This window comes from Polaromonas sp. P1_H6, from assembly GCF_056405195.1.
In genome coordinates, this window is sequence record NZ_JBFUCN010000003.1 from 44,878 (window position 1) to 65,936 (window position 21,059).

29 protein-coding genes and 1 tRNA gene are annotated in these 21,059 nt (G+C 61.6%); 26 read left to right on the top strand and 4 right to left on the bottom strand.

Going from position 1 to position 21,059, the window contains the following annotated elements; all coding sequences use genetic code 11:
- The first annotated feature begins 38 nt into the window (after positions 1-38).
- The 26 genes from AC1D1F_RS03860 to AC1D1F_RS03985 all read left to right on the top strand — a co-directional run bounded on the left by AC1D1F_RS03860 (position 39) and on the right by AC1D1F_RS03985 (position 17,243).
- Positions 39-1,124 (top strand): ABC transporter ATP-binding protein, encoded by a 1,086-nt coding sequence (locus tag AC1D1F_RS03860; protein WP_477696748.1) that lies wholly within the window; start codon positions 39-41, stop codon positions 1,122-1,124.
- Entirely contained in the window at positions 1,111-2,190 is a 1,080-nt protein-coding gene (locus AC1D1F_RS03865) for an ABC transporter ATP-binding protein (RefSeq protein ID WP_477678898.1), read from the top strand. Before AC1D1F_RS03860 ends, AC1D1F_RS03865 begins: the two co-directional genes overlap by 14 nt.
- Positions 2,187-3,077, top strand: a complete 891-nt coding sequence (locus AC1D1F_RS03870; protein WP_477678899.1) for a carbohydrate ABC transporter permease — start codon at positions 2,187-2,189, stop codon at positions 3,075-3,077. The genes AC1D1F_RS03865 and AC1D1F_RS03870 overlap by 4 nt, the downstream gene beginning before the upstream one ends.
- Positions 3,074-3,886, top strand: a complete 813-nt coding sequence (locus AC1D1F_RS03875; RefSeq protein ID WP_477678900.1) for a carbohydrate ABC transporter permease — start codon at positions 3,074-3,076, stop codon at positions 3,884-3,886. The genes AC1D1F_RS03870 and AC1D1F_RS03875 overlap by 4 nt, the downstream gene beginning before the upstream one ends.
- A gap of 12 nt (positions 3,887-3,898) precedes the next feature.
- Positions 3,899-4,207 carry a DUF2160 domain-containing protein gene (locus tag AC1D1F_RS03880; RefSeq protein WP_436156939.1) on the top strand — a complete coding sequence of 103 codons (309 nt, stop codon included), beginning with the start codon at positions 3,899-3,901 and terminating at the stop codon, positions 4,205-4,207.
- Positions 4,208-4,318: 111 nt separating this feature from the next.
- The gene (locus AC1D1F_RS03885) at positions 4,319-6,049 is read left to right on the top strand and encodes an ABC transporter substrate-binding protein (protein WP_477700658.1); all 1,731 of its coding nucleotides are present in this window, start codon (positions 4,319-4,321) and stop codon (positions 6,047-6,049) included.
- Positions 6,050-6,199: 150 nt separating this feature from the next.
- Positions 6,200-7,786 carry a glycerol-3-phosphate dehydrogenase/oxidase gene (locus AC1D1F_RS03890; RefSeq protein ID WP_477696746.1) on the top strand — a complete coding sequence of 529 codons (1,587 nt, stop codon included), beginning with the start codon at positions 6,200-6,202 and terminating at the stop codon, positions 7,784-7,786.
- Positions 7,787-8,174: 388 nt separating this feature from the next.
- Positions 8,175-8,543 (top strand): 50S ribosomal protein L14, encoded by a 369-nt coding sequence (gene rplN / locus AC1D1F_RS03895; RefSeq protein WP_007869247.1) that lies wholly within the window; start codon positions 8,175-8,177, stop codon positions 8,541-8,543.
- 9 nt (positions 8,544-8,552) lie between these two features.
- Positions 8,553-8,873 (top strand): 50S ribosomal protein L24, encoded by a 321-nt coding sequence (rplX, locus tag AC1D1F_RS03900; protein ID WP_122954344.1) that lies wholly within the window; start codon positions 8,553-8,555, stop codon positions 8,871-8,873.
- Between the two features lies 1 nt (position 8,874).
- A complete protein-coding gene (rplE, locus tag AC1D1F_RS03905) occupies positions 8,875-9,450 on the top strand; it encodes a 50S ribosomal protein L5 (RefSeq protein ID WP_477653824.1) in 576 nt (191 codons plus the stop codon).
- Positions 9,451-9,458: 8 nt separating this feature from the next.
- Positions 9,459-9,764: a 30S ribosomal protein S14 gene (gene rpsN / locus AC1D1F_RS03910; RefSeq protein ID WP_411878484.1), complete on the top strand. Its 306-nt coding sequence runs from the start codon at positions 9,459-9,461 to the stop codon at positions 9,762-9,764.
- 18 nt (positions 9,765-9,782) lie between these two features.
- The gene (rpsH, locus tag AC1D1F_RS03915; RefSeq protein ID WP_122954342.1) at positions 9,783-10,178 is read left to right on the top strand and encodes a 30S ribosomal protein S8; all 396 of its coding nucleotides are present in this window, start codon (positions 9,783-9,785) and stop codon (positions 10,176-10,178) included.
- Between the two features lie 24 nt (positions 10,179-10,202).
- The gene (rplF, locus tag AC1D1F_RS03920; protein ID WP_477696106.1) at positions 10,203-10,736 is read left to right on the top strand and encodes a 50S ribosomal protein L6; all 534 of its coding nucleotides are present in this window, start codon (positions 10,203-10,205) and stop codon (positions 10,734-10,736) included.
- 11 nt (positions 10,737-10,747) lie between these two features.
- Positions 10,748-11,113, top strand: coding sequence for a 50S ribosomal protein L18 (rplR, locus tag AC1D1F_RS03925; RefSeq protein ID WP_411884579.1), 366 nt, complete (start codon positions 10,748-10,750; stop codon positions 11,111-11,113).
- A 17-nt stretch (positions 11,114-11,130) separates the two neighbouring features.
- Positions 11,131-11,649 carry a 30S ribosomal protein S5 gene (gene rpsE / locus AC1D1F_RS03930; protein ID WP_092130234.1) on the top strand — a complete coding sequence of 173 codons (519 nt, stop codon included), beginning with the start codon at positions 11,131-11,133 and terminating at the stop codon, positions 11,647-11,649.
- A gap of 12 nt (positions 11,650-11,661) precedes the next feature.
- Positions 11,662-11,844, top strand: a complete 183-nt coding sequence (gene rpmD / locus AC1D1F_RS03935; RefSeq protein WP_122954340.1) for a 50S ribosomal protein L30 — start codon at positions 11,662-11,664, stop codon at positions 11,842-11,844.
- 13 nt (positions 11,845-11,857) lie between these two features.
- On the top strand, positions 11,858-12,289 hold the full coding sequence (gene rplO, locus AC1D1F_RS03940; protein ID WP_477674864.1) for a 50S ribosomal protein L15: 432 nt from the start codon (positions 11,858-11,860) through the stop codon (positions 12,287-12,289).
- A 19-nt stretch (positions 12,290-12,308) separates the two neighbouring features.
- Positions 12,309-13,628 carry a preprotein translocase subunit SecY gene (gene secY, locus AC1D1F_RS03945; protein ID WP_477696105.1) on the top strand — a complete coding sequence of 440 codons (1,320 nt, stop codon included), beginning with the start codon at positions 12,309-12,311 and terminating at the stop codon, positions 13,626-13,628.
- 18 nt (positions 13,629-13,646) lie between these two features.
- Positions 13,647-13,865 (top strand): translation initiation factor IF-1, encoded by a 219-nt coding sequence (infA, locus tag AC1D1F_RS03950; RefSeq protein ID WP_007869286.1) that lies wholly within the window; start codon positions 13,647-13,649, stop codon positions 13,863-13,865.
- Positions 13,866-13,895: 30 nt separating this feature from the next.
- Positions 13,896-14,009 (top strand): 50S ribosomal protein L36, encoded by a 114-nt coding sequence (gene rpmJ / locus AC1D1F_RS03955; protein ID WP_028820150.1) that lies wholly within the window; start codon positions 13,896-13,898, stop codon positions 14,007-14,009.
- A gap of 24 nt (positions 14,010-14,033) precedes the next feature.
- Complete coding sequence (rpsM, locus tag AC1D1F_RS03960) at positions 14,034-14,399, top strand: 30S ribosomal protein S13 (RefSeq protein WP_074579313.1); 366 nt, start codon at positions 14,034-14,036, stop codon at positions 14,397-14,399.
- 13 nt (positions 14,400-14,412) lie between these two features.
- The gene (rpsK, locus tag AC1D1F_RS03965) at positions 14,413-14,817 is read left to right on the top strand and encodes a 30S ribosomal protein S11 (protein ID WP_007869288.1); all 405 of its coding nucleotides are present in this window, start codon (positions 14,413-14,415) and stop codon (positions 14,815-14,817) included.
- A 134-nt stretch (positions 14,818-14,951) separates the two neighbouring features.
- Complete coding sequence (rpsD, locus tag AC1D1F_RS03970) at positions 14,952-15,575, top strand: 30S ribosomal protein S4 (RefSeq protein WP_411878479.1); 624 nt, start codon at positions 14,952-14,954, stop codon at positions 15,573-15,575.
- A 94-nt stretch (positions 15,576-15,669) separates the two neighbouring features.
- A complete protein-coding gene (locus tag AC1D1F_RS03975) occupies positions 15,670-16,659 on the top strand; it encodes a DNA-directed RNA polymerase subunit alpha (RefSeq protein WP_122954336.1) in 990 nt (329 codons plus the stop codon).
- 87 nt (positions 16,660-16,746) lie between these two features.
- Positions 16,747-17,148, top strand: coding sequence for a 50S ribosomal protein L17 (gene rplQ, locus AC1D1F_RS03980; protein WP_007869297.1), 402 nt, complete (start codon positions 16,747-16,749; stop codon positions 17,146-17,148).
- A gap of 18 nt (positions 17,149-17,166) precedes the next feature.
- Positions 17,167-17,243, top strand: a tRNA-Met gene (locus tag AC1D1F_RS03985).
- A 154-nt stretch (positions 17,244-17,397) separates the two neighbouring features.
- Here AC1D1F_RS03985 and AC1D1F_RS03990 read toward each other — a convergent pair.
- From AC1D1F_RS03990 to AC1D1F_RS04005, 4 genes are read right to left on the bottom strand one after another with little or no spacing between them, the layout of a single operon-like run.
- A complete protein-coding gene (locus tag AC1D1F_RS03990; protein WP_477674867.1) occupies positions 17,398-17,793 on the bottom strand; it encodes a RidA family protein in 396 nt (131 codons plus the stop codon).
- Complete coding sequence (locus AC1D1F_RS03995; protein ID WP_477696104.1) at positions 17,790-18,215, bottom strand: acyl-CoA thioesterase; 426 nt, start codon at positions 18,213-18,215, stop codon at positions 17,790-17,792. The genes AC1D1F_RS03990 and AC1D1F_RS03995 overlap by 4 nt, the downstream gene beginning before the upstream one ends.
- Positions 18,212-19,879, bottom strand: a complete 1,668-nt coding sequence (locus AC1D1F_RS04000; protein ID WP_477696103.1) for a benzoate-CoA ligase family protein — start codon at positions 19,877-19,879, stop codon at positions 18,212-18,214. Before AC1D1F_RS04000 ends, AC1D1F_RS03995 begins: the two co-directional genes overlap by 4 nt.
- On the bottom strand, positions 19,876-21,057 hold the full coding sequence (locus tag AC1D1F_RS04005) for an acyl-CoA dehydrogenase family protein (protein ID WP_477674870.1): 1,182 nt from the start codon (positions 21,055-21,057) through the stop codon (positions 19,876-19,878). Before AC1D1F_RS04005 ends, AC1D1F_RS04000 begins: the two co-directional genes overlap by 4 nt.
- Positions 21,058-21,059 lie beyond the last annotated feature (2 nt).

The following is a 21,059-nucleotide window of genomic DNA, read 5'->3' on the forward strand; positions in this document are numbered from 1 at the left end:
GGCCCCTCTGAGCTCCTGCCGGGCGGGGGAGGGGCGTAATGCAGCTGACTCTGGACCAGATCAGCAAAAAAGTCGGCGCCGAGCAGTGGCTCTACGACATGAGCCTGGCGCCGCGCAGCGGGGAAGTCACGGTCCTGCTGGGCGCCACGCAGGCCGGCAAAACCAGCCTGATGCGCATCATGGCGGGCCTGGACGTTCCCACGCAGGGCAAAGTGCGGGTCAACGAGGCCGACGTGACCGGCATGCCGGTGCGCGAGCGCAACGTCGCCATGGTCTACCAGCAGTTCATCAACTACCCGTCGCTGCGTGTGGCCGACAACATCGCCTCGCCGCTCAAGCTGCGCGGCGAAAAAGACATAGAGCAGAAAGTGCGCAGCCTGGCCGCGCGCCTGCACATCGACATGTTTCTGGACCGCTACCCGGCCGAGCTCTCGGGCGGGCAGCAGCAGCGCGTGGCTCTGGCGCGTGCGCTGGCCAAGGGCGCACCGCTGATGCTGCTCGACGAGCCGCTGGTCAACCTGGATTACAAGCTACGCGAGGAACTGCGCGAAGAGCTGACCCAGCTGTTCGCCGCCGGCGACTCCACGGTCATCTATGCCACCACCGAGCCGGGCGAGGCCCTGCTGCTGGGCGGCTACACCGCCGTGATGGATGGCGGCGAGCTGCTGCAATACGGTCCCACCGCCGAGGTCTTCCACGCGCCGCAGTCACTGCGCGTGGCGCGCGCCTTCAGCGACCCGCCCATGAACCTGATGGCGGCCCTGCCCGCGGCCCAAGGCCTGCAACTGAAGGGCGGCCCGGCCTTGAACCTGGCGCTGCCCGACGCGCCGGCCCAGCGCCTCGTGTCTTTCACCGCGGGGGTTCGCGGCAGCGCGCTGCGTGTCACGGCGCGCGAAGGCGACGTGGCGCTACCGGGCAAGGTCGAGCTGGCCGAAATTTCGGGCTCCGACACGTTTGTCCACGTGGCCACGGCCGTGGGCGAGCTGGTGGCCCAGCTCACGGGCGTGCACTACTTTGACCTCGGCGCGCCCGTCACCCTGTACCTGGATCCGGCGCAGGTCTATGTGTTTGATGCGGACGGCGCGCTGCTGCTGGCACCACGGAGGTCTTATGGCGCGCATTGACCTGGACCTGGCCCATGCCTACCGGCCCAACCCGCGTGAAGACAGCGACTACGCGCTGCTGCCGCTCACGATGAGCTTCCGCGATGGCGGCGCCTACGCGCTGCTGGGCCCCTCGGGCTGCGGCAAGACCACCATGCTCAACGTCATGTCCGGCCTGCTGGTGCCTTCCAAGGGCACGGTCAAGTTCGACGGTGTCGACGTGACGCGCGCGACGCCGCAGCAGCGCAATATCGCGCAGGTCTTCCAGTTCCCGGTGATCTACGACACCATGACGGTGGCTGAAAACCTGGCCTTCCCGCTGCGCAACCGCAAGGTGCCGGAAGAGCAGATCAAAAAACGCGTGGGCGAAATCGCCGAGATGCTGGACATGAGCGGCCAGCTCAACCAGCGCGCGGCCGGGCTCGCGGCGGATGCCAAACAGAAGATCTCGCTGGGCCGCGGCCTGGTGCGGCCCGACGTGTCGGCCGTGCTGTTCGACGAGCCGCTCACGGTGATTGACCCGCACCTCAAATGGCAGCTGCGGCGCAAGCTAAAGCAGATCCACCACGAACTCAAGCTCACGCTGATCTACGTCACGCACGACCAGGTGGAGGCGCTGACCTTTGCCGAAGAGGTGGTGGTGATGACGCGCGGCCGCGCGGTGCAGACCGGTTCGGCCGATGCGCTGTTCGAGCGGCCCCGCCACACCTTTGTGGGCCACTTCATTGGTTCGCCCGGCATGAACTTTTTGCCCGCCACGGTGACGGCCGGCGCTTTGCGCGTCGCGGACCGGCCGCTGGCGCTGCCGCCCGGGCGCGCTATGCCCGACGGCGACCTCAAGCTGGGTGTGCGTCCCGAGTATGTGGTGAAGACCGCACTCGGCGACCCGGCGGCGCTGCCCTTCACCGCCATGCTGGTGCAGGACATAGGCACCCACCTGATGCTGACGGCCCGGATCGGCGAACACACGCTGAAAGCCCGGCTGAACCCGGCCGTGAGGCCGCCCCAGGTGGGCGAGGAAGTGTGGCTGCAGGTCATGGGGCCGCACACTTGTCTGTACCTCAATGACGAATTGGTGGAAGCATGAGTACAACCACAAAACCCATCAACCAGAAAGCCTGGCTGCTGGTGCTGCCGGTCATCATCTGCGTGGCGTTTTCCGCCATCCTGCCGCTCATGACGGTGGTTAATTACTCGGTGCAGGACATCATCTCACCCGAGCGCCGCGTGTTTGTCGGCACCGAATGGTTCGCCGCTGTGATGCGCGACGAAGACCTGCATGCCGCGCTTTGGCGCCAGCTCACTTTCTCGCTGGCGGTGCTGGCGGTCGAGATTCCGCTGGGCATCGCGCTGGCCTTGTCCATGCCGGCCCAGGGCTGGAAGGCTTCGCTGGTGCTGGTGCTGGTCGCGCTGTCGCTGCTGATTCCCTGGAACGTGGTGGGCACCATCTGGCAGATCTACGGCCGGGCCGACATCGGCCTGCTGGGCGCGATGCTGCAGAAGATGGGCTTTGACTACAGCTATACCGGCAATGCCACCCATGCCTGGGCGACGGTGCTGATGATGGACGTCTGGCACTGGACGCCGCTGGTGGCCCTGCTGTGCTATGCCGGCCTGCGCTCGATTCCGGACGCCTATTACCAGGCCGCGCGCATAGACGGCGCCAGCAAGTTCGCGGTGTTTCGCTACATCCAGCTTCCCAAGATGCGCGGCGTGCTGATGATCGCCGTGCTGCTGCGCTTCATGGACAGCTTCATGATCTACACCGAACCTTTTGTGCTCACGGGCGGCGGGCCGGGCAATGCCACGACCTTCCTGTCGCAATACCTGACGCAAAAAGCCGTCGGCCAGTTCGACCTGGGCCCGGCGGCTGCCTTCTCGCTGATTTACTTTTTGATCATCCTGCTGCTGTGCTTCATCCTCTACAACTGGATGCAGCGCGTGGGTACGCAAGAGAAAGAAGGCGTGGAATGAACACCCCCAAGTTTCAGGCGCGCACACTGTTTTTAATTGCCTACATTGTGTTCGCGCTCCTGCCCATCTACTGGATGGTCAACATGAGCTTCAAGACCAACAGCGAGATCCTGTCGAGCTTTTCCTTCTTTCCCCAGGACTTCACCTGGAATAACTACAAGACCATCTTCACCGACCCGTCCTGGTATTCGGGTTACATCAACAGCCTGATCTACGTCGCCATCAACACGGTGATCTCCATCACCGTGGCGCTGCCGGCCGCTTACGCGTTTTCGCGTTACAGCTTCCTGGGCGACAAGCATGTGTTCTTCTGGCTGCTGACCAACCGCATGACGCCGCCGGCGGTGTTTCTGCTGCCCTTCTTCCAGCTTTACACCACGGTAGGGCTGATGGACACCCACATCGCGGTGGCGCTGGCCCACCTGCTGTTCAACGTGCCCCTGGCGGTGTGGATCCTGGAAGGTTTCATGAGCGGAATCCCGCGCGAGATCGACGAGACCGCCTATATCGACGGCTACTCCTTCCCGCGCTTTTTTGTGCGCATCTTCCTGCCGCTGATCAAGGCCGGTGTCGGCGTGGCGGCGTTTTTCTGCTTCATGTTCAGCTGGGTCGAGCTGCTGCTGGCGCGCACACTGACCAGCGTCAATGCCAAGCCCATCGTCGCGACCATGACCCGCACGGTATCGGCTTCGGGCATGGACTGGGCCACGCTTGCCGCGGCCGGCGTGCTGACCATCGTGCCGGGCGCGATCGTGATCTGGTTTGTGCGCAACTACATCGCCAAGGGCTTTGCCATGGGCAGGGTCTAGAAAGGAAGCAACATGTTTGAGTGGATGGCCTGGACGACGCCGGTGGCGATTTTTTTCAGCTGCATCGTGCTGATGCTGGTGGGCATGACGGTGTGGGAGCTCAAGTCGCCAACGACGCTGCGGCGCGGCTTTTTGCCGCTGGAAACCACGCGCGGCGACCGGCTGTTCATCGGCCTGCTCAGCGCGGCCTATGTGAACCTGATTTTTGTCGGCATCAGCGGCAAGCTGGCCGGCTGGCTGGGGCTGGAGGCCGACCCCTCGATCTGGATCAGTTTTCTGCTGTCCCTGGTGTTGCTCGCATGGATCATGCGCAAGGGCTAGCGGGCGGGACGCGAAGAAAAGAGATGTTCGGAGAAAAAGGAACCCGGCTCATATTCCCCGGAGCCGAACAAACCTTCAACCACGGGGAGTGAACCAATGAGGAGACAAGTCATGAAGATGCGATATACGGCATTGGCGGTGGCCGCGGTGTGTGCCATGGCCAGCCCCGGCTGGGCTGGCGAAGCCGAGGCCAAGAAGTGGATTGACAGCGAATTCCAGCCCTCCACGCTGTCCAAGGACAAGCAGCAGGCCGAGATGAAATGGTTCATCGACACGGCCAAGAAGCTGCAGGCCAAGGGTGTGAAGGAAATCTCGGTCGTGTCCGAGACCATCACCACCCATGAATACGAGTCGAAGACGCTGGCCAAGGCCTTTGAGGAAATCACCGGCATCAAGGTCAAGCACGACATCATCCAGGAAGGCGACGTGGTCGAGAAGCTGCAGACTTCCATGCAGTCCGGCAAGTCGATTTACGACGGCTGGATTTCCGACTCCGACTTGATAGGCACCCACTACCGCTACGGCAAGATACTGGCGTTGTCCGACTACATGGCCGGCGCGGGCAAGGAATACACCAACCCAGGCCTGGACCTCAAGGACTTCATCGGTACCAGTTTCACCACGGCGCCCGACGGCAAGCTCTACCAGTTGCCAGACCAGCAGTTTGCCAACCTTTACTGGTTCCGCGCCGACCTGTTCGCGCGCAAGGACCTGCAGGACAAGTTCAAGGCCAAGTACGGCTACGAGCTGGGCGTGCCGCTGAACTGGAGCGCCTACGAAGACATCGCGGAGTTCTTCACCAACGACGTGAAAACCATAGACGGCAAGCCCATCTACGGCCACATGGATTACGGCAAAAAGGACCCGTCGCTGGGCTGGCGCTTTACCGATGCCTGGTTGTCCATGGCCGGTACCGCCGATAAGGGCATTCCCAACGGCATGCCGGTGGACGAGTGGGGCATCCGGGTGGCAGCCGACAAGTGCACGCCGGTGGGCGCTTCGGTTTCGCGCGGCGGCGCCACCAATTCGCCGGCCGCGGTTTACGCGCTGACCAAGTATGTGGACTGGATGAAGAAGTACGCGCCCAAGGAGGCCAGCGGCATGACCTTTGGCGAAGCCGGTCCGGTGCCGGCCCAGGGGCAGATCGCCCAGCAGATCTTCTGGTACACGGCCTTTACCGCCGACATGACCAAGAAGGGCCTGCCCGTGGTGAACGCCGACGGCACGCCGAAGTGGCGTATGGCACCCGGCCCCAACGGCCCCTACTGGAAGCAGGGCATGCAAAACGGCTACCAGGACGTGGGCTCCTGGACTTTCTTCAAGGACCATGACCCCAACAAGGTGGCGGCCGCCTGGCTGTATGCCCAGTTCATCACGTCCAAGACCGTCTCCGCCAAGAAATCGGTGGTGGGCCTGACCTTCATCCGCGACAGCGATATCCACCACGACTACTTCACCAAGAATGCCGCCAATTACGGCGGCCTGATCGAGTTCTACCGTAGCCCGGCCCGCGTGGCCTGGACGCCGACCGGCAACAACGTGCCCGACTACCCCAAGCTGGCGCAGCTCTGGTGGAAGAACGTGGCGCAGGCCGTGACGGGCGAGAAGACCCCTCAGGGTGCGATGGATACGCTGGCCGACGAGATGGACCAGGTGATGGGACGCCTGGAGCGCGCCGGCATGGCCCACTGCGCGCCCAAGCTCAACCCCAAAGGCGATCCGGCCAAATGGCTGAGCGACAAGGGTGCGCCATGGGCCAAGCTGGCCAATGAAAAGCCCAAGGGCGAGACCATCAACTACGACAAGCTGCTGCAGGCCTGGAAAGACGGCAAGGTGCGCTGACCCCCGCAGGCCGTGCGGCGCATCGGTGCCGCACGGCCTGTTTTTTGCTGAAGCTGGAGGCGGCGGTCCGTGAGGGCTGTTGCCGTAGCGCTGGGGTAAGCTCGGGCGCACTTAAAAAAATGGGTTTGTATGGAACGGGAATCTAAGCCCATGACAACTGAATCAGCGCCTGCGGCGACGCGGCGCCAGGACTTGATGGCCAGGCTCGCCGAGCCGCGGCACTATGACATTGCGATCATTGGCGGTGGTGCCACCGGACTCGGCGTGGCGCTGGACGCCGCCGCGCGCGGCTTTTCCGTCGTGCTGGTGGAGTCGCACGATTTCGCCAAAGGCACGTCCTCGCGTGCCACCAAGCTGGTGCACGGCGGCGTGCGCTACCTGGCCCAGGGCAATATCTCTCTGGTGCGCGAGGCCTTGCACGAGCGCACCACGCTGCTGGCCAATGCACCGCACCTGGCCCAGCCGCTGCCTTTTGTCATGCCTTCCTACAAATTCTGGGAGGCGCCGTTTTACGGCATAGGACTCAAGATGTATGACGCGCTGGCCGGCAAAGCGGGCCTGGGCGCCACGGAATTTCTCAACCGCCGGGAAACCCTTGCGTACCTGCCGAACGTGCAGCCGCAAGACCTCAAGGGCGGCGTCAAATACTGGGACGGCCAGTTCGACGACGCGCGGCTGGCGCTGGCCCTGGCCCGCACGGCGGCGCGACAGGGCGCGCTGCTGGTGAACTACTGCCCGGCCACCGGCCTGATCCATGAAGGCGGCAAGCTGGTCGGCCTGCATGCGCGCGACCAGGAGACGGGGCAGGTGTTCGAGATCCGGGCGAACTGCGTGGTGAACGCCGCCGGCGTCTGGGTGGACCAGCTGCGTATGCAGGACGGCCAGGCCATAGGCCGTGACGCCAAGCCCATGGTGGCGCCCAGCCAGGGCGTGCACATCGTCGTGGACCGCTCGTTTTTGCCGACCGACCACGCCCTGTTGGTACCCAAGACGGCCGACGGCCGGGTGCTGTTTGCCGTGCCCTGGCTCGGAAAGACCATCCTGGGCACCACTGACACGCCGCGCCACGACCTGGCCCGCGAACCGCTGCCTTTCAGGGAAGAGGTCGATTTCATCCTGCGCGAATCCGCGCGCTATTTGAGCCGCGCCCCTGGCCCGGCGGATATCAAAAGCATCTGGGTGGGGCTGCGGCCCCTGGTCAAACCGCCGGATGAGGACGCCGGGAGCACCCAGGCGCTGTCGCGCGAACACACGGTACTGGTCAGCAAAAGCGGCCTGGTCACTGTCACGGGCGGGAAATGGACCACCTATCGCGCGATGGCCGAAGACGTGCTGGACAAATGTTTTGGCGCGGCGCTGCTCCCGGCACGGGCAGCAAGCGCCACCACGCATTTGAAGTTAGTTGGCGCTCACAACTCAAATCACAAGATCAGTGAGGCGCCTGGGGCTCATCTATATGGCAGTGAAGCGCCGGCCCTGGACGGCCTGCCTGGGGCGGCCCGTGAACTGGGCGGCGGCCTGACGGAAGCCATGGTGCGTTTTGCCGCCCGCCATGAATATGCTCGCACGGTGGAAGACGTGTTGGCACGCCGCTCCCGCCTGCTGTTCCTCGATGCCGCGTTGGCCAGGACCCTGGCGCCGGAAGTGGCGACCTTGCTGCAGCAGGAAAACGGAGTGGATCCGCAACTGGACGCGTTTTTGGCGCTCTGCGGCCAGTACTTGAGCCTGCCGGACTGATTTTTCGGCGGCTTTCGGGGAGAAAAGCGAATACCCACTGAAGGAAAGTATCGCCCCAGAAGCGCTCCATTTTTTATAGCTATCAGTCGTTATTCATATTGGCTTTCGCGGTGATTTCGTCTGGCCTCCCTGGCCCGGTGGCGAGATCGATTCCGAGGCTGTGCAGGCTGGCGAAGCCACTTGCTGGGCCTTGACGGGGATATTTTCACAACAGCCGGTTGACAGTGCCGGGTGATTTAGTGATAATCGTGGGCTTCGCTCTAAAAGGCGAGGAATTCTGCCTAACGGAAGCATCGCAAGTGGTTTGCGGTGTGGACGACAGGCCCAAGACTGATTGGCTGGTGATCCCAAGGGGTTGCCTTCCGGTGCAAGTTGGGAACACATTTAAATGATTCAAACGCAATCCAAGCTCGATGTTGCTGACAACACGGGTGCCAAGTCCGTGATGTGCATCAAGGTTCTGGGCGGCTCCAAGCGCCGGTACGCCAGCGTTGGTGACGTCATCAAGGTGAGCATCAAAGAAGCCGCTCCGCGTGGCCGCGTCAAAAAAGGCGAGGTTTACAGTGCAGTGGTCGTTCGCACCGCCAAGGGTATCCGCCGCGGTGACGGCTCCCTCGTCAAATTCGACGGCAACGCAGCAGTGTTGCTTAACGCCAAGCTGGAGCCTATCGGCACCCGCATCTTCGGACCAGTGACGCGTGAACTGCGCACTGAAAAGTTCATGAAGATCGTGTCCCTGGCTCCTGAAGTTCTGTAAGGACTCGCCATGAACAAAATCCGTAAAGGCGACGAGATCATCGTGATCGCCGGTCGCGACAAAGGCAAGCGCGGCAAGATTTCGCTGCGCAAAGACGACAGCTACGTGCTGGTGGACGGGATCAACCTGGTGAAAAAACACACCAAGCCCAATCCCCTCAAGGGCACCACCGGCGGTATCGTCGAAAAAAGCATGCCGATTCACCAGTCGAACGTGGCAATCTTCAATGCCGCAACCGGCAAGGCGGATCGCGTTGGCATCAAGCTTCTGGCAGACGGCAAAAAAGTGCGCGTCTTCAAGTCCAGCGGCGAAGAAATCAAGGCTGCATAACATGGCAAAGACCGCACCTGTACAACAAGCTGCTCCGCAGGCTCGCCTGCAGGCCCAGTACCGCGAAAAAATCGCCCCCGGCCTGATTGAAAAATTCGGCTACACCTCGCCGATGCAGGTTCCCCGCATCACCAAGATCACGCTCAACATGGGCGTGAGCGAGGCTGTTGCCGACAAGAAAGTCATGGACAACGCCGTCGGCGACATGACCAAGATTGCCGGCCAGAAGCCCGTCGTGACCAAGGCCAAAAAGGCTATCGCCGGTTTCAAGATCCGCGAAGACCTGCCCATCGGTTGCATGGTCACCCTGCGCGGCGTGAAGATGTATGAGTTCCTCGATCGTTTCGTTACCGTGGCCCTGCCGCGCGTGCGTGACTTCCGCGGTATTTCCGGCCGGGCCTTCGACGGCCGCGGAAACTACAACATCGGCGTGAAAGAGCAGATCATTTTCCCTGAGATCGAGTACGACAAGGTTGACGCCTTGCGCGGTCTCAATATCAGCATCACCACCACGGCAAAGACCGATGAAGAGTGCAAGGCACTTCTCACCGCTTTCCGTTTTCCGTTCAAGAACTGAGGCGGGACATGGCAAAACAAGCTTTACTGCAACGTGAACTGAAGCGCGAGAAACTCGCGGCCAAGTTCGCCAAAAAATACGCTGAACTCAAGGCGACGTCCAACGACGCCAAGCGCTCGGACGACGAACGCGCTCTGGCCCGCCTCGAGCTGCAAAAGTTGCCCCGCAATGCCAACCCTACCCGCCAGCGCAACCGCTGCGCGATCACGGGTCGCCCACGCGGTACGTTCCGTCAATTCGGCCTGGCTCGCGCCAAGATCCGCGAGTTGGCTTTTGCTGGTGATATCCCTGGTATCACCAAGGCCAGCTGGTAAGCATAGGAGAACCACAAAATGAGCATGAGTGATCCTATCGCCGACATGTTGACCCGCATCCGCAATGCACAAATGGTTGAAAAAGCCGTTGTGCTGGTGCCGTCGTCGAAAGTCAAAGTTGCCATCGCGCAGGTACTGAAGGATGAGGGCTACATCGATGGCTTCTCCGTCAAGACCGACGAAGGCAAGTCCCAGCTGGAAATCGCCCTGAAGTATTACGCAGGCCGCCCCGTGATTGAGCGCATCGAGCGCGTCAGCCGCCCCGGTCTCCGTGTCTACAAAGGCCATGGCGCCATCCCCCAGGTCATGAACGGCCTTGGCGTGGCAATTGTCACGACGCCGCAAGGTGTCATGACTGATCGTAAAGCCCGCGCTACCGGTATCGGTGGTGAAGTGCTTTGCTACGTGGCCTAACGGCGGCATTGAGGAGAAACTGAAATGTCTCGTGTAGGAAAAATGCCGGTCTCCATCCCCCAGGGTGTGGACGTGGCCATGAAAGAAGACCAGATTAACGTCAAGGGCGCCCTCGGCACCTTGGCGCTGACGCAAAACGCGCTTGTCACCATCAAGAACGATGCAGGCAAGCTGACCTTTGTGCCGGCCAACGATTCGCGTGAAGCCAATGCCATGAGCGGCACGATGCGCCAGCTCGTGAACAACATGGTGACCGGCGTGACCAAGGGCTTTGAGAAAAAGCTCAGCCTGATCGGCGTGGGTTACAAAGCCCAGGCCCAAGGCGCCAAGCTGAACCTGACGGTGGGTTACTCCCATCCAGTGGTGATGGACATGCCGGCCGGTATCAAGGTGGAAACGCCTACGCCGACCGAAGTCATCATCAAGGGTTCCGACCGCCAGCGTGTGGGACAGATCGCCGCCGAAGTGCGCGCCGTCCGTCCTCCCGAGCCTTACAAGGGCAAGGGCATCCGTTATTCGGATGAAAAAATCACGATCAAAGAAACCAAGAAGAAATAAGGAGCTGCATCATGTTGACCAAAAAAGAGCAGCGCCTTCGTCGTTCACGCCAGACCCGCATCCGCATTGCCACGCAAGGTGTTGCCCGTCTGACCGTCAACCGCACCAACTTGCACATCTACGCCACTGTTATCTCTGGCGACGGCACCAAGGTGCTGGCTGCCGCTTCCACCGCGGAAGTCGAAGTGCGCAAGGACATCGGCGCCTCGGGTAAGGGCGGAAACGTTGCTGCTGCGCAGGCCATCGGCAAGCGCATTGCCGAAAAGGCAAAAGCGGCAGGTGTTGAAAAAGTGGCGTTTGATCGCGCCGGTTTTGCGTACCACGGCCGCGTTAAAGCGCTGGCTGATGCGGCCCGCGAAGCTGGCTTGCAGTTCTAAGCAGACTGGAATTAAGTATGGCTAAGTTTCAAGCAAAATCGAACAACGACGCTCCAGACGATGGTCTGAAGGAAAAAATGATCGCGGTCAACCGCGTGACCAAAGTCGTGAAGGGCGGCCGTATCCTCGGTTTCGCCGCACTCACGGTGGTTGGTGACGGTGACGGCCGCGTCGGCATGGGTAAGGGCAAATCGAAAGAAGTGCCGGCAGCCGTGCAGAAGGCCATGGAAGAAGCGCGCCGCAACATGACCAAGGTCTCGTTGAAGAACGGCACGATCCACCACAATGTTTTCGGCCACCACGGTGCAGCCAGCGTCATGATGGCGCCGGCTCCCAAGGGTACCGGCATCATTGCCGGCGGCCCGATGCGCGCTGTTTTCGAAGTCATGGGCATTACCGACATCGTGGCCAAGAGCCATGGTTCGAGCAATCCCTACAACATGGTGCGCGCCACCATGGATGCACTGAACAACTCCACGACCGCTTCTGAAATTGCGGCCAAGCGTGGTAAATCAGTCGAAGAAATCTTCGGCTAAGGCGGCATTGAAATGACCAAAGAAACCAAAGTAAAAGTCCAGCTGGTTCGCAGCCCGATTGGCACCAAGGAATCGCATCGCGCCACCGTGCGCGGTCTGGGCCTTCGTGGCGTCAACAGCGTCAGCGAACTGCAGGACACGCCCGCAGTGCGCGGCATGATCAACAAGATCAGCTATCTGGTCAAGATTGTCTGAGCGGAGACTCATCATGGAATTGAACGGAATCAAGCCTGGCCAAGGCGCCAAACATGCCAAGCGCCGTGTCGGTCGCGGCATCGGCTCCGGCCTGGGCAAAACGTCGGGCCGCGGCCACAAGGGACAGAAGTCCCGCGCGGGCGGCTACCACAAGGTCGGCTTTGAAGGCGGTCAAATGCCTATGCAGCGCCGCTTGCCAAAGCGTGGCTTCAAGTCGCATCTGCTGAAGTTCAACGCCGAAGTCACTCTCGGTGCGCTGGAACAACTCGGCTTGGCCGAAGTGGACCTGCTGGCACTGAAGACGGCCGGCCTGGTGGGCCAGCTCGCCAAGAACGTCAAGGTCATCAAGACCGGCGAACTGACCAAGGCTGTGAAGCTGAACGGCATTTCCGCCACGGCGGCTGCCAAGACCGTGATCGAAGCCGCCGGCGGCTCCGTCGCTTAATACCTGACTGGATACATCAGTGGCAACCAACTCGGCTCAAATTGCGAAAACCGGCAAGTACGGTGACCTGCGCAACAGGCTTGTGTTTTTGCTGCTGGCCCTGGTGGTGTACCGCATCGGCGCGCACATCCCGGTGCCGGGGATTGACCCTGGCCAGCTGAAAGAGCTTTTCAAGGGCCAGCAAGGCGGCATATTGAACCTGTTCAATATGTTCTCGGGTGGTGCCTTGTCGCGGTTCACGGTGTTTGCCCTGGGCATCATGCCGTACATCTCGGCCTCGATCATCATGCAACTGATGACCTACGTCGTTCCGACGTTCGAGCAGATGAAAAAAGAGGGTGAAAGCGGCCGCCGCAAGATCACCCAGTACACGCGTTACGGCACGCTGGCCCTGGCACTGTTCCAGTCCATGGGGATTGCCGTGGCACTGGAGAGCTCGCCTGGCCTGGTCCTGGTGCCTGGCTTCGGTTTCCGTATGACGGCGGTTTTCAGCCTGACGGCCGGCACCATGTTTTTGATGTGGCTGGGCGAGCAGATCACCGAGCGCGGTTTGGGCAACGGTATTTCGATCCTGATTTTTGCGGGTATCGCGGCCGGCCTGCCGAATGCGATGGGCGGCTTGCTGGAACTGGTACGAACCGGCGCCATGAGCATCGTGATCGCCATCCTGATCGTCGCTGTGGTTGTGCTGGTAACGTATTTTGTGGTGTTCGTGGAGCGGGGCCAGCGCAAGATTCTTGTGAACTATGCGCGGCGACAGGTGGGCAACAAGGTCTACGGCGGACAGTCATCGCACTTGCCGCTGAAGCTGAACATGGCGGGTGTGATCCCTCCGATCTTCGCTTCGTCGATCATCTTGTTGCCGGCGACCGTTGTGGGCTGGTTCAGTGCTGGTGACAGCATGCGCTGGCTCAAGGACATCGCCAGCACGCTGACCCCGGGCCAGCCGATCTATGTGATGCTGTATGCCAGCGCGATTGTGTTTTTCTGCTTCTTCTACACGGCCCTGGTGTTCAACAGCCGTGAAACGGCGGACAACCTGAAGAAGAGCGGCGCCTTCATCCCCGGCATTCGCCCAGGTGACCAGACGGCTCGCTATATTGACAAAATCCTGGTGCGCTTGACGCTGGCAGGTGCGGTGTACATCACATTCGTGTGCCTGTTGCCTGAGTTTTTGATTTTGAAATACAACGTGCCCTTCTATTTCGGCGGCACGTCGTTGATGATTATTGTCGTGGTGACCATGGATTTCATGGCCCAGGTGCAGAACTACATGATGTCGCAACAGTATGAGTCGTTGCTTAAAAAGGCGAACTTCAAGACGTCACTGGGCGGTTAACTGGATATTTGATGGGATATGTCTAAAGACGATGTGATCCAGATGCAAGGCGAGGTTGTAGAAAACCTCCCCAATGCAACTTTCAGGGTGAAGCTGGAAAATGGACATGTTGTACTGGGGCACATCTCGGGAAAAATGCGTATGCACTACATCCGCATTCTCCCCGGTGACAAGGTAACGGTTGAATTGACGCCTTACGATTTATCGCGCGCACGCATTGTTTTCCGTGCCAAGTAAGCACAGAGTGAAAGTTTAGGAGTAATAGAAATGAGAGTTTCAGCTTCGGTCAAGAAGATTTGCCGCAACTGCAAGGTTATCCGGCGCAAGGGCGTTGTTCGTGTGATCTGCACGGACCCGCGCCACAAACAGCGTCAAGGCTGATTTCAAGAGTTTTAGAGGACGAACATGGCTCGTATCGCTGGTATCAATATTCCGCCGCAGCAGCACGCCGAAATCGGCTTGACTGCTATCTTTGGCATCGGTCGCACGCGCGCTCGCAAAATCTGCGAAGCATGCGACATCGCCTACGCCAAAAAGGTCAAAGACCTGACCGATGGCGACCTGGAAAAAATCCGTGAGCAGATCGCCCTGTTCACCATCGAAGGTGACTTGCGTCGTGAAACCACGATGAACATCAAGCGCCTGATGGACATCGGCTGCTACCGCGGCTTCCGCCACCGTCGTGGCCTGCCCATGCGCGGCCAGCGTACCCGGACCAACGCCCGCACCCGCAAGGGTCCGCGCAAGGCCGCAGCAGCTTTGAAGAAATAATTGAGAGGTCGTCATGGCAAAATCACCAAGCAATAACGCCGCACAGCGCGTTCGCAAGAAAGTTCGCAAGAACGTGGCCGATGGCATCGCCCACGTGCACGCTTCTTTCAACAACACGATCATCACCATCACGGATCGCCAGGGCAATGCCTTGTCCTGGGCTTCCTCCGGTGGCCAGGGCTTCAAGGGCTCGCGCAAATCCACTCCTTTCGCAGCGCAGGTCGCTTCGGAAGTAGCAGGCCGCGCCGCCATTGAACAGGGCATCAAGAACCTTGACGTTGAAATCAAGGGTCCCGGTCCCGGCCGTGAATCGTCTGTTCGCGCTTTGGGCGCGCTCGGCATCCGGATCAATTCGATTGCCGACGTGACCCCGGTTCCGCACAACGGCTGCCGCCCGCAAAAGCGCCGCCGCATTTAATCCCCCGTGCCTGGCTGTCCGACGGGTTGTTTCCAGTCCGTCAGATACCAGGCATTTTTACCAAGCCCACCGCCGGCAGGTCACGACCTCCGGCTCCTGCATGCAAATGCAGCAGATGACAAAAGGACACTCAAGTGGCACGTTACCTAGGCCCCAAGGCCAAACTATCCCGCCGTGAAGGCACCGACCTGTTCCTGAAGAGCGCACGCCGCGCCATCAGCGACAAGGCCAAATTCGACTCCAAGCCAGGTCAGCACGGCCGTACCTCCGGTACCCGCACTTCCGACTTCGGCCTGCAACTGCGCGAGAAGCAAAAAGTCAAGCGCATGTACGGCGTGCTCGAAAAGCAGTTCCGCCGCTACTTCGAAGAAGCCGATCGCCGCAAGGGCAATACCGGCGCCAACCTGTTGTTCATCCTGGAATGCCGCCTGGACAACGTGGTGTACCGCATGGGCTTCGGCTCGACCCGCGCTGAAGCGCGCCAGCTGGTGTCGCACAAGGCCATCACGGTCAACGGCGGCTCGGTCAACATTCCTTCGTACATGGTCAAGGCCGGCGACATCATCGCCGTGCGCGACAAGTCGAAGAAGCAGACCCGCATCACCGAAGCTCTCGAGCTCGCCAAACAGGTCGGCATGCCCGCCTGGGTCGATGTGAACGCCGACAAGGGCGAAGGCACCTTCAAGAAGGTTCCTGACCGCGATGAGTTTGCCGCCGACGTCAACGAATCGTTGATCGTCGAGTTGTACTCACGCTAATTTTCGTTCCTGCGATACGGGGCACCGTATCGCCAGGGTGTGCTTCGCCGGCCTTATCGGTGTAACGAACCGAGGGTATTGAGAGGAAGACTGCATGCAGACCAATTTGTTGAAACCAAAAACCATCAATGTTGAGCAGCTTGGCGCCAACCGCGCCAAGGTGACTCTGGAGCCGTTCGAGCGTGGCTACGGCCATACGCTGGGCAACGCGCTGCGCCGCGTATTGTTGTCTTCGATGGTCGGCCACGCCGCCACCGAAGTCACCATCGCGGGTGTCCTGCACGAGTACTCGTCCATCGACGGTGTGCAGGAAGACGTCGTCAACATCCTGTTGAACCTCAAGGGCGTGGTGTTCAAACTCCACAACCGCGACGAAGTCACGCTGAGCCTGCGCAAGGACGGCGAAGGCCCGGTTACGGCCGCCGACATCCAGACGCCGCACGACGTGGAAATCATCAACCCTGAGCACGTGATCGTGAACCTGTCGCACGGCGGCAAGATCGACATGCAGATCAAGGTTGAAAACGGCCGCGGCTATGTGCCGGGCAACCAGCGCCGCTACGGCGACGAATCGCCGAAGTCCATCGGCCGCATCGTGCTGGACGCGTCGTTCTCGCCCGTCAAGCGCGTGAGCTACATCGTCGAAAGCGCCCGCGTCGAGCAGCGCACCGACCTCGACAAGCTCGTGCTGGAAATCGAAACCAACGGCGCCGTGACGGCTGAAGATGCTGTCCGTGCCTCGGCCAAGATCCTGGTTGAGCAACTGGCGGTGTTCGCGCAGCTCGAAGGCAATGAACTGGCCGCGTTTGACGCACCTGTTCAGCGCAGCTCGCAGCAGTTCGATCCCATCCTGTTGCGTCCTGTCGACGAGCTCGAACTCACCGTTCGTTCGGCGAACTGCCTCAAGGCGGAAAACATTTACTACATTGGCGATCTGATCCAGCGCACTGAAAACGAGCTGCTCAAGACCCCCAACCTGGGACGTAAATCCCTGAACGAAATCAAGGAAGTGCTGGCCTCCCGCGGCCTCACGCTCGGAATGCGCCTTGAAAGCTGGCCGCCCGCCGGCCTCGATAAGCGATAATAGAAACCCCAAGATCCCGCCTGAACGGGGATCTCGCACGGGCAGTACCTGATACGGCTGCCCGGATTTTAAAAAAGGAAACACACCATGCGCCACGGACACGGACTACGTAAACTCAACCGCACCAGCGAGCACCGCCTCGCCATGCTGCGCAACATGATGAATTCGCTGCTGCAGCACGAAGTCATCAAGACCACCCTGCCAAAGGCCAAGGAATTGCGCCGTGTGGTGGAACCCATGATCACCCTGGGCAAAGAACCCACGCTGGCCAACAAGCGCCTGGCATTCGACCGCCTGCGCGACCGCGACATGGTCGTCAAGCTGTTCGCTGAAATCGGCCCGCGCTACAAGGCCCGTCCAGGCGGCTACACCCGCATCCTGAAGATGGGTTTCCGCGTTGGCGACAATGCACCCATGGCTTTGGTCGAACTGGTGGACCGTCCTGAAGTGTCGGAAGACACTACCGCTGACGCGGCCAAGGCAGAGTAAGCTACAATACGGATATACCGCGCGGTGGAGCAGCCTGGTAGCTCGTTGGGCTCATAACCCAAAGGTCGTAAGTTCAAATCTTGCCCGCGCAACCAACACGTGAGTCTCCGGACTCACAGCAAAACGCCTGCATCAGCAGGCGTTTTGCTTTCCGGCTCACATTCTTGAATTCTTGATTGAATGCGCGCCGCGGTAGGGCCATCAAGCAGCGATGCAGGCATCGCCACCCGACAGGCCCGCACACCCAGCTCAGTCCGGCACCACCGCCGTCACTTCAATCTCCACCCGCGCACGGTCTTCCACCAGGCCCGCCACCTCGACGCAGGTCATGGCCGGGAAGTTCTTGCCCATGACTTCGCGGTAGGCGCCGCCCAGCTCCTTGAGCCTGGCGACATACTCCACCTTGTCGACGATGTACCAGGTCATGCGCACCATGTGTTCGGGCCCGGCGCCGCCGGCCTGGAGCACTGCCAGGATGTTCTGCAGCGCCTGCCTGGTCTGTGCGATGAAGTCGTCGCTCTCGAACTCCTGCTTCGCATTCCAGCCGATCTGGCCGCCCACGAAGAGCAGCGCGCCACGCGCCAGCATGCCGTTGGCATAGCCCTTGGGCTCGGCCCAGCCGGGGGGTTGTAGTTTCTTGATCATGTGTCTCCAGGGGATGTTTGTTGCAGATAAGGCAGCAGCGCGCTGCGCAACGCTTCGGGAATGCGCACAGGCTTGCCGTGGGGAACTTCGGAATAGACGACCACGCCATGCGCCCTGAGCCTGATGTCGCCAGCCTCGCCATGGACTTCGTACTGCATGCCCAAGCTCGAGTTGCCGATACGCGTCAATTCCAGCGTGATCGTGAGCGCATCGCCGTTGCGGCACATGCCCAGGAACTCGGTCTTCAGGTCCACGATGGGCACGCCGGTTCCGCCGGCGATCAGCTTGTGCTCCGGAAAACCGATGTGCGCCAGGAAGTCTTCCTGCACCTCATGCAGCAGGTAAAAGAACTGCGGGTAAAAAACAATGCCGGCCGGGTCGCAGTGATGGAAGCGGACCAGTTTGGGAACGGTGAACGTCATGGCTGGCGCAGCTTGAAGCGTTGCAGCTTGCCGGTTTCGGTGCGCGGCAGCTTGTCCACAAATTCGACCTGGCGCGGGTACTTGAAAGGCGCCAGCGTCGCCTTGACGTGGTCTTGCAAGGCCTTGGCCAACGTGTCGCCGGCGGCCTCGCCGGGCTTGAGCACGATGAAAGCCTTCACCACCATACCGCGGTCCTCATCGGGCAGGCCGACCACACCGCACTCGGCCACGGCCGGGTGCTTGAGCAGCGCGTCTTCCACCTCGGGCCCGGCCACGTTGTAGCCGGCCGTGATAATCATGTCGTCGGCGCGCGCCTGGTAGAAGAAATAGCCGTCGGCGTCCTGCATGAAGGCGTCGCCCGGGTAGTTCCAGCCGTTCTTCACATAGTTGCCCTGGCGTGCGTCATCAAGATAGCGGCAGCCGGTGGGCCCCACCACGGCCAGCTTGCCGATGGTGCCGCGCGGCACTTCCGCGCCCGTCTCGTCCACCACCTTGGCGGTATAACCTGGCACCACCTTGCCGATGGCGCCGCGGCGCACCTCGGCGCCGGCGGCTGAGATGAAGATGTGGAACATCTCGGTCGCGCCTATGCCGTCAACCATCTCGATGCCGGTGGCATCCTTCCACAGCTGGCGCGTGGCGTCCGGCAGGCTCTCGCCGGCGCTCACGCACAGCCGCAGGCCGGGCACGCCGTGCTGTTTGGCAAAAGGCGCCATCTGCCGGTAAAACGTGGGCGCGGTATAGCAGACCGTCGCGCCGACCTGATTGATGAGCTTGACCATGGCCTCCGGCGTGTAGCCTATGGAGGGGTAATACACGGAGGCGCCCGCCCACATCGGAAAAATCAGCATGCCGCCCAGGCCGAAGGTAAAGGCCAGGGGCGGCGAGCCCACCACGATGTCGTCCGGCTTTGCCTTGAGCACATGGCGCGGCCAGGCCTCGCAGGCGGCCAGCACGTCGCGGTGCGTGTGCACGGCGGCCTTGGGCTTGCCGGTGGTGCCCGAGGTGAAGGCCATCAGCGCGATGTCGTCGGCCGACACGGGGCAGGGCGTGAACTTTCCGTCTTTCTGCGCCGACAGTACGGCCAGCGATCCCGGCGCGTCCATCACATTAAAGGGCACGATGGTGGGCAGCGTGGCGCCTGGCGCCTGCGCCGCCTGCAGTTCCTCCAGCAGGCCGGCATCGCACAAGGCCAGCGCGGGCCGGGCTTTCTCGATGATCTCGCCGAGTTCCTTGGCGCGCAACAGCGGCATGGTGGCCACCGCGACCAGCCCGGCCTGGACCACGCCCAACCAGGCCAGCGCCATGCCTATTGAATTGCCGCCGCGCAACAGCACCCGGTTGCCGGGTTTGAGGCCGAAGTTTTCGGTCAGCACCTGCGCAATCCGGTTCACACGCTCCAGCGCGTCGGTGTAGCTCAGCGTGATCTTGTCCGAGCGCAGCAGCGGCTTGTCCGCGCGCCCCTCGCGAAAAGCCTTCTCGAACAAGTGTTGCACGAGGTTGGCGCGCGCCGGGACGCGCAGCTCGGGCAGCGCATACACCATGCGCGGCAGCTGTTCAGGCGGCGGCAGGCGGTCGTGAACAAAGCGGTCCGCCTGCGCGGAGGGCGCCGCGGGCATCGTTTCGGCGGAAGGAAGCTCGGGGTCGGAGACGGAGGTGCTCATGATTGCAGTACGGCCTTTCCAATGATGAGTTGCTGCACTTCGGTCGCGCCTTCGTAGATGCGCAGCGAGCGGATGTCGCGGTACAGGCTTTCCACCTTGGTGCCGACTTTCACGCCCAGGCCGCCGTGCATCTGCAGCGCCATGTCGATGACTTTCTGCGCGTTCTCTGTGGCCGTCATCTTGGCCATGGCCGCCTCGGCGGTGATGCGCGCACCGGTACCCAGGCGTTCGCTCTCGTCGCGCATCCAGGCCGCGCGGTAGGTCAGCAGCGCGGCCGCGTCGACCAGCGCCGCCATCTCGCCGAGTTTGGCCTGCGTGAGCTGGAAGTCCGCCAGGGTCTGGCCGAACATCTTGCGTTCTTTGGAGAAGCGCACCGCCTCGGCCAGCGCACGGCGCGCCATGCCCAGAGCGGCGGCAGCGACGGAGGCGCGGAAAATGTCCAGCGTCTGCATCGCCAGCTTGAAGCCACCGTGCAGCGCGCCCAGCTGCGCATCCTTCGGCAACTTGCAATGCGCGAACTTCAGCGTGGCCAGCGGGTGCGGCGCCATCACGGCGATGTGTTCGCTGCTGTCCAGGCCCGCGCTGTCGGCATCGACGATAAAGGCCGTGATGCCGCGCGTGCCGGCCTGCGGGTCGGTCTTGGCGAAGGTCACGTAAAAATCCGCGATGCCGCCGTTGCTGATCCAGGTTTTGCTGCCGTTCAGCGCCCAGCCTTCGCCGGTGTCCGTGGCGGCGGTCGCCATGGCGCCCGCGTCAGATCCCGCGTCGGGCTCGCTCAAGGCGAAGGCCGCGATCTTCTGGCCGCTGGCTACCAGCGGCAAATACGCCGCCTGCTGCGCCGGCGTGCCCGCCAGCGTGATCGCACCGCTGCCCAGCCCTTGCATCGCAAAGGCGAAGTCGGCCAGGGGCGAATGAAAAGCCAGCGTCTCGCGCAGGATCACCAGCGCACGCGAATCGAGTTTTTCCAGTGCACCGCCCAGCGCGCCATCTTTGCCCGCCGGCACGCAGTAGCGCAGCCAGCCCTCGGCGCCCAGCAGGCTCACCCACTCCTTGCAGGCCTTGCGGTCGTCGCTCTCGTCGATGTGCTGCTGCGGCATCCACCCGGCCAGGCGTGAACCCAGTTCGCGGTGAACCTCGTCAAAAAAAGGCAGGGCCAGGTGGGCGGTCGTCGATTTCATGT